The 9,759-nt window shown below is 74.6% G+C and carries 9 protein-coding genes; 5 read left to right on the top strand and 4 right to left on the bottom strand.

The annotated features are described in order from the left end of the window. The first annotated feature begins 48 nt into the window (after positions 1–48). From ETD96_RS33845 to ETD96_RS33830, 4 genes are read left to right on the top strand one after another with little or no spacing between them, the layout of a single operon-like run. A complete protein-coding gene (locus tag ETD96_RS33845; protein ID WP_138640560.1) occupies positions 49–699 on the top strand; it encodes a serine protease in 651 nt (216 codons plus the stop codon). Between the two features lie 43 nt (positions 700–742). After that, complete coding sequence (locus ETD96_RS33840) at positions 743–1,651, top strand: NAD-dependent epimerase/dehydratase family protein (RefSeq protein ID WP_138640559.1); 909 nt, start codon at positions 743–745, stop codon at positions 1,649–1,651. A 10-nt stretch (positions 1,652–1,661) separates the two neighbouring features. Continuing rightward, positions 1,662–1,982, top strand: coding sequence for a GroES family chaperonin (locus ETD96_RS33835; protein ID WP_089326083.1), 321 nt, complete (start codon positions 1,662–1,664; stop codon positions 1,980–1,982). Positions 1,983–2,041: 59 nt separating this feature from the next. After that, positions 2,042–2,758: a helix-turn-helix transcriptional regulator gene (locus ETD96_RS33830; protein WP_138640558.1), complete on the top strand. Its 717-nt coding sequence runs from the start codon at positions 2,042–2,044 to the stop codon at positions 2,756–2,758. Positions 2,759–2,828: 70 nt separating this feature from the next. Here the strand turns inward: ETD96_RS33830 and ETD96_RS33825 are convergent, their stop codons facing one another. Genes ETD96_RS33825 through ETD96_RS47740 form a run of 3 tightly spaced genes read right to left on the bottom strand, consistent with a single transcriptional unit; the run spans position 2,829 to position 5,917 of the window. Then, positions 2,829–3,284, bottom strand: a complete 456-nt coding sequence (locus tag ETD96_RS33825) for a hypothetical protein (RefSeq protein ID WP_138640557.1) — start codon at positions 3,282–3,284, stop codon at positions 2,829–2,831. A gap of 21 nt (positions 3,285–3,305) precedes the next feature. Beyond that, the gene (locus ETD96_RS33820; RefSeq protein ID WP_138640556.1) at positions 3,306–4,775 is read right to left on the bottom strand and encodes a multicopper oxidase domain-containing protein; all 1,470 of its coding nucleotides are present in this window, start codon (positions 4,773–4,775) and stop codon (positions 3,306–3,308) included. A 59-nt stretch (positions 4,776–4,834) separates the two neighbouring features. Then, positions 4,835–5,917, bottom strand: coding sequence for a multicopper oxidase family protein (locus ETD96_RS47740; RefSeq protein WP_138640555.1), 1,083 nt, complete (start codon positions 5,915–5,917; stop codon positions 4,835–4,837). Between the two features lie 370 nt (positions 5,918–6,287). Here ETD96_RS47740 and ETD96_RS33810 point away from each other — a divergent pair, with 370 nt between their 5' ends. Further along, entirely contained in the window at positions 6,288–6,653 is a 366-nt protein-coding gene (locus tag ETD96_RS33810) for a PH domain-containing protein (RefSeq protein ID WP_138640554.1), read from the top strand. Between the two features lie 4 nt (positions 6,654–6,657). Here the strand turns inward: ETD96_RS33810 and ETD96_RS33805 are convergent, their stop codons facing one another. Further along, positions 6,658–9,681 (bottom strand): AAA family ATPase, encoded by a 3,024-nt coding sequence (locus ETD96_RS33805; protein WP_138640553.1) that lies wholly within the window; start codon positions 9,679–9,681, stop codon positions 6,658–6,660. Positions 9,682–9,759 lie beyond the last annotated feature (78 nt).

Here is a 9,759-nt window from a genome sequence, read left to right as displayed (position 1 = left end):
CCTCGATGCTGGTGCCCCGGCTCGCCTGCTCGATGAGCAGCGTACGAGATCGGAAAGTTCCTGTACGCGTGGCTGGCCGCGGTCGGGTCGCCGGTCTTCTTCGTCCGGCCGTCCGGGCAGTTCTGCGGCGGCGCGCTGATCAAGCCGGACCGGGTGCTCACCGCGGCGCACTGCGTCTCGCTGTTCCGGTCGCTGCCCGGCCTGCTCACGGCCACCTTCGGCCGGGACGACCTGGTCGGCTCGGGCGGCGAGACGGTCGCGGTGCGGTCGGTGCGGCTGCATCCGCAGTACCGGGAGACCTCGTTCCAGGACGAGACCGTCGGCCACCACGACCTCGCGGTCCTCACCCTCGCACGGCCCGTCCGCCGCCCGCTCGCCGTGCTCGGCCCACCCGGCGCGGCCCGCACCGGGCGCATCGCCGGCTGGGGCTTCACCTCGGAGAACGACCTGTTCAACACCCGGTTGCGGACGGCGGACCTCCCGCTGCCGGGCGACGCGGCGTGCCGGCGGGCCTACGGCGACGCGTTCGACCCGTCCGACATGCTGTGCGCCGGGTCCGGCACCGCCGACTCGTGCCAGTTCGACAGCGGCGGGCCGCTGCTGGTCCGCGGCCGCGTCGCCGCGCTGACGTCCTGGGGGTACGGCTGCGCCAAGCCCGGCTACCCCGGCGTGTACGCGCGGCTCGACTCCCTGCCGTGACCGCGGCTTGAACCCGCGGCGCCGCCGCTGGATGCTGGCTTGCATGCGCGTGCTGGTGACGGGGGCGGCGGGGTACATCGGGTACGCGGTCGGGCGGCGGCTCGCCGCCGCCGGGCACGAGGTCGACGGGCTGGTGCGGCGGGACGCCGGGCTGCCGGCCGGGGTGCGCGCCGTCCGCGGCGACCTCCTCGCCCCGGACGGGCTGCCGCGCGGCCCCTACGACGGCGTGTGCCACCTCGCCGCGCTCACCCGCGTCCGCGAGTCGTTCGAGCGGCCGCTGCCGTACTTCACGGCCAACGTGCAGGGCACGGTGAACCTGCTGGAGGCCGTGGCCGCGGACCGGGTCGTGTTCGGCTCCACGGCGGCCGTGTACGGGACGCCGGAGCGGCAGCCCATCCCCGAGACCGAGGCCACCGCGCCCGCCAGCCCGTACGGGGCGTCGAAGCTGGCCGCCGAGCAGGCCGTCCGGTACCACGCCCGGACGGGCGCGATCGGCGCGGTGGTCCTGCGCACGTTCAACGTCGCCGGGTCCGTGGACGGCCGGATCGACCCCGACGGGACCCGGCTGATCCCGGCGGCCCTCGCCGTGGCCGCCGGGCACGCCCCGCACCTGGACGTCAACGGCGACGGCCGGGCCGTCCGCGAGTACCTGCACGTGGACGACCTCGCCGCCGCCTACGTCCGGGCGCTGGAGGCGGTCCGCCCCGGCGAGGACCGCGTCTACAACGTCGGCAGCGGCGCCGGCGCCGCCGTCCACGAGGTCGTCGCGGCGGTCGAGGCGGTGACCGGGCGGCCGGTGCCGGTGCGCCGCCGCCCGGCCCGGCCGGAGGCGCCGGTGCTGGTCTGCGACGCCGCCGCGATCCGCGGCGAGCTCGGCTGGCGGCCCGAGCGGTCCGCCCTGCCGGAGATCATCGCCGGCTCCTGGGACGCCCTGACCCGCGCGGACGGCTAAACTCGCCGGCGTGTCGGAGCCCAAGTTCGAAGTCCAGATGCTGCACGACCGCGTCATGATCAAGGTCGAGAAGGACAGCGGCGAGCGCCGCAGCACCGGCGGCATCGTGATCCCCGCGACCGTCGAGCAGGGGAACCGCCTGGTGTGGGGCGAGGTCTGCGGGGTCGGCCACCACGTGCGGATCGTCAAGCCCGGCGACCGCGTGCTGTTCCACCCCGGCGACCAGTACGAGGTCGAGATCCAGGGCGAGAACTACCTGGTCATGCGCGAGCGCGACCTGCACGCGATCGCCAGCGAGCGCCCCGAGCACGGCACCGGCCTCTACCTCTGACCGCGTCCCCGCCCGCCCGCCTGCTGATTTTCACTAGTGGATATGCATAAACTCGGGCCATGGACGACCGCGAATGGGTGGACGCGGAGCCGGCGGCGGCCGAGGCGGGGCTCGGCGGCAGCCGCGCCCGGGTCCTGCGGGTGGTCCGCGAGGCGGGCGCCGCGCCGCTCGGCGTGCGCGAGATCGCCGAGCGGGCCGGGCTGCACCCCAACACCGCGCGCTTCCATCTCGACGGGCTGGCGGAGGCCGGCCTGGTGCGGCGGGTGCCCGAGGGCCGCGACCGGCCCGGCCGCCCGCGCATGGTGTACCGCGCGGAGGAGCCCGACGGCCGGCACAGCTACCGGCTGCTCGCCGAGATGCTGGCGAGCCTGGTCTCCGGGATGCTGCCCGATCCGGAGGGCGCCGCGATCGAGGCGGGCCGGGCCTGGGGCCGCCACCTCGCCGATCCGCCCGCCCCGTTCCAGCGGCTCGGCACGGCGGAGGCGCTGGAGCGGCTCGACCGGATGATGGCCGGCATGGGGTTCAGCCCCGAGTTCGAGCACGGCGCCGACCACCCGGACCCGGATCCGGAGAAGGTGCGCATCCGGGTGCGCAACTGCCCCTTCGGCACGGTCGCGGAACGGCACGCGGACGTCGTGTGCCGGCTGCACCTCGGCCTGATCCAGGGGGCGCTCGCCGAGATGGGCGTCCCGCTGGCGGCGGACCGGCTGGACCCCCTGGTCGAGCCGCACCTCTGCCTGGCGTACCTGCGCCGCACCCGCGACGCCGGCCACTGAGCGACCGCACGCGGGCGGGCCCGCGGGTCCTTTCGGATCCGCGGGCCCGCGTGCGGGGACGGGGTGCGCGTCACCCGCTCTCGCCGGCGGGTTCCGCCGGGGTCTCGGCGGGCCGCCGGCGCGAGCCGCGCAGGGCCAGCAGGATCCCGGCGACCAGCACCAGTTCGGCGGCGCCGCTGAGCACGTCGAGGACGCCGACGGCCTCCGCCTCCCCCGGCTCGGGCCCGAACGGCAGGCCGCTCGTGCGGCTCACCGCCCAGAGGGCGAGGACGCCGAGGTTGACGGCGAGGCCGGACAGCAGCACCGGCCGCTCGTCGCCGGTGTGCGCGAGCACGGCCCAGATGAGCTGGAACATGCCGACGGCGCTGAAGAACACGCCGTACGCCCACCATTCGTCGAGGTGCTCCGGCACGACGGCGTAGTGGATGAGCGCGGCGAGCACGGACCCGGCGGCGGCGGCGCGCCTGGCCGTGAGCGCGGGCGGGGATGCCGGGACGGCCGTCCCCGCGGTGTCGGTGGTTGTCATGGTCACCTCCATGGGTGCGGGTCAGCCGACCTGGAAGACGCCGAGGCCGCCGGCGGCCATGTTCTTCATCCTGTGGCCGAGGAACGGGTAGGTGCCGGCGTCGGGGAGGGTGAACTCGACGAAGCCGCCCTGGGTGGGCTGGAGGTCGAGGACCTGCGCGCCGCCCTTCTCCTTGTTGTCGCGCCGCAGCGTGTAGGCGCCCTCCTTCCAGACCGTGTCGAAGATCGTCCCGACGACGTGGAAGGCGATGTTCTCGTTGGGGCCGCCGTCGTCCACCCAGACGCGGACCCGGTCCCCGGGCTTCACCTTGATCGGGGCGTGGACGTACTGGTTGTGGTAGCCGTTGAAGACCACCGCGTCGTACTCGCCGGCCTGCATCTTCTTCAGGTCGCCCGGCTTGCCCTGCGGCCCGAGGTAGAGCTCCGACTGGATGAGCACCAGCTCCTTGTCGACCTTCGGCAGGTCCGGCGGGTCGACGATCAGGGCGCCGTGCATGCCGTTGCCCATGTGGTAGATCATCGGGTCGGACCCGCAGTGGTAGGTGAAGATGCCGGAGAACTGCGCCGTGAACTCGTAGACGAGCGTCTCGCCGGGCTTGATGGTCCGCATCTGGACGTTCGGCGCGACCTTCGAGGCGTGGAAGTCGATGGAGTGCCCCATCGAGCCCTTGTTGACGAGCTTGATCCGGAAGGTGTCGCCGACCTTGCCGCGCAGCGTGGGGCCGGGCGCCGTGCCGTTGTAGGTCCACCGGGTCTGCTTCACCCCGGGAGCGACCTCGATCTCCTTCTCGGTGACGGTGAACGTCGCCTCGTGGACGTCCTTGCCGTCGTTGACCGGTGCCGTCGGGTCGAACGGCTTCCATCCGGCGGCCGGCTTCGCCGCCGGGTCGATCTTGGCGTTCGCCGTGTCGCCGGCGGTGCCGGCTCCCGCCGCAGCGGCCGCGGTGGTACCCGCCGCCTTGGTGCTCTCACCGCCGGTCACGGTGATCTCGACGAGCATGCCGGCGTCCTTGTGGCCCGGGATCACGCACCACGCCTGGGTGGACTCGGTGAGCACGCCCCAGTGCTGGGTCTCGGACTTGCCCGGTTCGAGCTGCTTGTTCGTCTTGCCCAGCAGGCTCAGGGTGTGCGCCTGGCTGCCCTTGTTGACGACGTTCACCGTCACGTCGGCGCCGGCCGGGACGGTGACCTTGTTCGGCTTGATGTACATGTCGCCCTCTTCGAAGTCGAGGGTGACCTTCTTGCCCTTCCCGGGAAGGGACGCGCCGCCCCCGGCGGGCGCCGCGGCGCCCTCCTCGGACGAGGCCAGCGCGCCGTGCTCGTGGCCGCCGGGCGCGGCGCTGACCATGAGCAGCCCGACGATCAGGCCGAGCGCGAGCGCCGCGCTGATGACGGGCATGAACCCGTTCAGCGCCGCCGTCCAGCGCTTGCGCGCGGGCCCCGACGGTCTGCCCGGTGCCGGACGGTCCGGCTCAGGGGTTGGTGTGGACATCGACTCACTCCAGGTATGCGGGGGGAATGGGGGTTCGGGCGGTCCGAGCCGGGCCGTGATCAGGTGATCTGCATCTCCATGACCAGGCCGAACATGCCCTGGGAGCCCTCGGCGTGCGGGAAGATGTGGCAGTGCCAGATCCACTTGCCGGGCTGGTCGGCGTGGATGAGCACGGTGTAGCGCTCGCCGGGCGCGACGTTGACCGTGTCGGCCTTGTAGGTCTGCTCCAGCGGGAACCCGTCCTTGGCGATGATCACCTGGTCCACGCCGTGCAGGTGCATCGGATGCGCCATCGTGCCCGCGTTGACGTAGGTGACCTGCACCCAGTCGCCCACCCGCGCCTTCAGCGGCTTCGTCGCCGGGAAGGACTTGCCGTTCAGCGTCATCCCGATCACGCCGGCGTCCTGGATCTGGATGATCTGCTTCTGCGCGACCTTCTCCTTGTGCGGGGTGGGGACGTCGCCGAACTGGATCGCGCCCCACAGGCCGCTGCTCACCTGCTTGGTGCCGTTGTAGTGGGAGTGGTACCAGGTGTCCGCGATCCGGGTCACCGGGAACTCGTAGGCGAACGTCTTCCCCGGCTTGATGGAGTCCTGGGTGACGTTCGGGACGCCGTCCATCTTGTTCGGCAACTGGATGCCGTGCCAGTGGACGCTGGTCGGCTCGGGCAGCTCGTTCTTCACCACGATGCGGACCTTGTCGCCGACGTCGGCGCGGATCGTCGGGCCCGGCACCATGCCGTTGAAGCCCCAGGCGTCCACGACCTTGCCGGGCTCCACCTCCCATTTCACGGCCTTGGCCGTCAGGTGGAACTCCTTGGTGCCGTCCGGCAGCACCGTGGGGGCGAGGTCCTGCCCGCCCTGGCCCTTGGTCGCCGCCGGGAAGCTCTTGTCCCGTTTGGCCATGGCGTCGTCCATGGCCTTCCAGCCGTCCGCCTCGCCGGCGCCCGACGCGTCGTGCGAGGTCCCGTCGTGCTCCGCGCCGGGCGACGCGGCCGCCGCGGCCGGTTCCGCCTCGTGCGCGGACCCGGCCGAGTGCGCCGCCTCGGCCGGGTTGCCGCGCGGGAGCGTCCACAGCGCCACGGTCAGCGCGACCGCGAACGCGAACGCCGCGACGAGCACCCTCGATCTTGCTCCGTCCATCCTGCCGACCCCTTCCGGGCCTATTTTTTACTAGCAGGCTAGTTTTTATTGGAGAAAGAGCGGGCGCGTCCAGAGCGGGGTGCTGTGAGGCGCCGCACACCGCCGGCGGGCTCACAAAGTCGCTGGTCAGTGATGTTGACGTGATGGAGGGGTCGACCTGCGGGGCGGCTCGGCGACCCCGCTGCGTCCCAGGGATTTACACCAAATACACTGGTTTTTTTACGCCGCCCGCTCGGACGCCGCGGACGGCGGCGACGGCACCGGCATCCTCGAAGCGGCTCGTCCCCGGCGCGACGGCTGCGACACTCCCCTGCGGAACGGGACGGACCGCCCGTCCGTCGAACCGGCACACCGAGCACTGGAGGAACCGATGGGCGACGGGATCGAACACGACAGGTCGGGCCAGCTCAAGCAGATCGAGAGCGGGCTGATCCCCGGCGAGCAGATCATCGCCGTCTACGACGCGGTCGGCGCCGGCACCGGGTTCATCGGCCTCACCGACCGGCGCGTGATCATCCAGGACAAGAGCTTCGCCGGCAAGAAGTACGCGATCACCAGCGTGCCCTACTCGAAGATCACCTCGGTGAGCGTGGTGAGCAACAAGTCGTGGGCCGGGTCCTACTTCTCCACCGGGTCGATCGCGATCAACGTCGGCACGCACACCTACGAGGTCGAGTTCCGCGGCAGCGACAAGAGCCACCACGTCCACAACGTGATCCTGCAGTACATCTCGTAGCGCGTCACACGACGGTCGCCGCGGTGGAGCCGGCGCGGTTCTTCGTCACGCGGAGCTGGGCGGGGATGCGGGCGCGCAGCTCCGCGACATGGCTGACGATGCCGACCGCCCGGCCGCCGTCGCGCAGGCCGTCCAGGACGTCCATGACCTCGTCGAGCGTCTCCTCGTCGAGGGTGCCGAACCCCTCGTCGACGAACAGCGTGCCGATCTCGGCGCCGCCCGCCTCGGCGGTGACGACGTCGGCGAGGCCGAGCGCCAGCGACAGCGACGTGATGAACGACTCGCCGCCCGACAGGGTGACGGGGTCGCGCTCCAGGCCCGTCCAGGCGTCGGCGACGCGCAGGCCGAGGCCGCCCGCGCCCTTCGTGCGGTCGCCCGCCGCCCTGTCGGTGGTGTGGACGAGGGCGTAGCGGCCCCCGGACATGCGCGACAGCCGCTCGTTCGCGGCGGCGACGACCTGCTCCAGGCGCGCGGCGAGCACGTAGGCCGACAGCGACATCGCGTGCCGGTTCGCGGCGTGCTTGCCGGACGCCAGCCCGGCGAGGCGCTCGGCGACCTCGTACCGCTCGGCGGCGGGACGCCACGCCCGCACCGCCGCGCCGAGGTCCGCGCGCAGCTCGGCGAGGCGCTCGCAGCGCTTGCGGGCGCGGTCGGCGGCGTTCGCGGCGGCGGTGTGCGCCGCCTCCGCCGCCCGCACCGCCGCTTCCAGCGCGGGCAGATCGGGCGCGGGCGCGGCGGCCGCCGCGGCCAGCGCCGGATCGCCCAGCAGGGCGCGAACCTGCGCCTCCTCGTCGTCGAGGTGGCGGATCCGGTCGCGCAGGACGCCCTGGTCCTCGTCGGACAGCGCCGCCTCCTCGACCTCGTCGGGCGTGCCGAACCCCTGCTCCGCCGCCTCCTGCCGCGCCCTCGCGCGGGCGGCGGCCAGCTCCTCGTCGGCGCGGCCGGAGGCGCGCAGCGCCTCGACGGCCTCGGCGAGCGCGTCGGCCTCGCGGCCGAGGCGGGCGAGGCGCGCCTCCAGCGTCGGGTCATCGCCGCGGGCCTCGTCCAGCTCCGCCGACAGCCGGGCCCGCTCGTCGGCCAGCTCCCCGTCCCGGATGCGGTTCTCGGTGAGCAGCCGGGACACCTCGTCGCGCTCGGCGCGGGCCCGGTCGAGCTCCTGCTCGTGCCGGTGCAGGGCGGCCTCCAGCTCGGCGGCCTCGACGGCCCGCGCCGCCGCGGCCTCCAGCGCCCGCTCGGCCTCGGCGAGCTCCGCCGCGAGCGCCTCGGCGGGCGCGTCGCCCGCGGCCTCCAGGAGCTGGTCGCGCTCGGACCGCCGCGACTCCACCTCGCCGGTCCGCCGCTCCCGGAGCGTCTGCGCCGCGTCGTAGGCGGCCTGGGCGCGCTCGACCTCCTCCTCGGAGGGGACGACGGCGAGCGAGGCGACGGGCGCGGGATGCTCGGTCGATCCGCAGACGCGGCAGGGCTCGCCGTCCTTCAGCTCCCCGGCGAGGACGGCGGCCATCCCGTCCAGGCGCGCCTGCCGGAGCTCCTGGGCGCGGTCGCGGGCCTCCTGGGCGGCGTCGACCGCGGCGCGCTGCGCCTCCTCCGCCTCGGCGAGCAGGATCTCGACCCGGTCGCGGCGGTGGGCCGCGTCCAGCCTGCGCCGCACGTCGTGGACGGCGGCCTCGGCGCCGGGCACGCCCGCCGCCGCGACCCTGGCCTCGTCCAGCTCGGCGCGGCGGGCGGCCACGATCGCGGGGAGCTCCTCCAGCGCCGCGGCGGTCCGCGCGTCCCGCGGCTCCAGCCGGCCCAGCTCCGCGGCGAGGGCGTCGCGCTGCCGCTCGACCTCGCGGAGGCGGGCGGCGGCGGCGCGCATGCGCTCCAGCGCGGCGGCCTCGTCGCGGCGGTCGCGCTCGGCCTTGGCGAGGACGTCCTCCGGCGCCTTCGGCGGCAGCAGCGACGCCGCGCGGGCGCGGGTCTCCTCGGCCCAGCGGCGCGCCTGCACCGCCCGGGCGTGCCGGTCGCGGACGTCCCGCACCAGCGGGACGACCCGGTCGGCGCGGGCCGCGGCGTCGAGCCGGGACGCCGTCCGGGACTTCTCCTCCGCCCGGGCGGCCAGCGCGTCGCGGCGGGCGACGGCCTCGGCGTGCCGGCGGCGCCGGTCGGCGAGCGCCTTCGCGTCGTCGAACTCCGCGCGGGCCGCCCGGAGCGCCTCGGTGACGCCGGCCCGCATGGCGTCGACGGCGGCGCGGACGTCGGCGTGCCCGCCGGCCAGCTCCGCCGCCCACGCGGGCAGCGCCTCGACCTCGGCGAACGGCTCGACGGCGGGTTCGCCGCGGCGCGGCTGCGGGACGGCCGGGCGCTCCCCGCGCGGCGGCGCCGCGCCGGTCGTCTCGGCGATCCGGTCGGCGATGGAGGCCGCGGCGGCGCCGAGCTCGGCGGCCGCCCGGCCGGCCGCGGCGCGCCGCTCGGCCAGCCACTTCTCGACCTGCGTGAACACCTCGGTGGCGAACAGCCGCTCCAGGACCCGGCGGCGCTCGTCCGCCCCGGCGCGCAGGAACCCGGCGAACTCGCCCTGCGGCAGCAGCACCACCTGGCAGAACTGCACGGCGTTCATCCCGAGCAGGCGCGACACCAGGTCGCCCGCTTCGTCCAGCCGGGTGGTCAGGCCCGTCCACGCGCCGTGCTCGAACTCCTCCAGGACGACCTTGGCGTGCTCGGACGTCGTCCCGGAGCCGCGCAGCTTCGGCCGCTCCCAGGCCGGCGACCGGGTGATCCGCAGCCGGCGGCCCCGGATCGTCGCCTCCAGCACCACGCGCGGCCCGGCGCCGGGCGGCGCGTGGTCGCTGCGCAGCCCCTTCACGTTGTTGCGGACGCCCGGCACCTGCCCGTAGAGGGCGAAGCACACCGCGTCCAGGATGCTCGTCTTGCCCGCGCCCGTCCGGCCCTGGATGAGGAACAGGCCGGCGTCGGACAGCGCGTCGAAGTCGATGACCTCCGTGCCGGAGAACGGGCCGAACGCCGCGATCTCGAGCCGATGCAGCCTCACGCGATCCCCTCTTCCGCCCCGCCGCGCCCCGCCGGGCGCCCGCCCCGGACGGCGACGCGGGTCACGTCAGCGCCTCCT

It is taken from the genome of Actinomadura geliboluensis, assembly GCF_005889745.1.
GTDB classification, from domain to species: domain Bacteria; phylum Actinomycetota; class Actinomycetes; order Streptosporangiales; family Streptosporangiaceae; genus Spirillospora; species Spirillospora geliboluensis.
Note: the sequence above shows the minus strand (reverse complement) of the source record. Positions and strands in the feature narration are given on the sequence as shown.

Excerpts from the sequence above, each read along its gene's own strand:
- ETD96_RS33840 (WP_138640559.1), top strand. The coding sequence starts at position 743 with ATGCGCGTGCTGGTGACGGGGGCGGCGGGGTACATCGGGTACGCGGTC.
- ETD96_RS33830 (WP_138640558.1), top strand. The coding sequence starts at position 2,042 with ATGGACGACCGCGAATGGGTGGACGCGGAGCCGGCGGCGGCCGAGGCG.
- ETD96_RS33825 (WP_138640557.1), bottom strand. The coding sequence starts at position 3,284 with ATGACAACCACCGACACCGCGGGGACGGCCGTCCCGGCATCCCCGCCC.
- ETD96_RS33820 (WP_138640556.1), bottom strand. The coding sequence starts at position 4,775 with ATGTCCACACCAACCCCTGAGCCGGACCGTCCGGCACCGGGCAGACCG.
- ETD96_RS47740 (WP_138640555.1), bottom strand. The coding sequence starts at position 5,917 with ATGGACGGAGCAAGATCGAGGGTGCTCGTCGCGGCGTTCGCGTTCGCG.
- ETD96_RS33810 (WP_138640554.1), top strand. The coding sequence starts at position 6,288 with ATGGGCGACGGGATCGAACACGACAGGTCGGGCCAGCTCAAGCAGATC.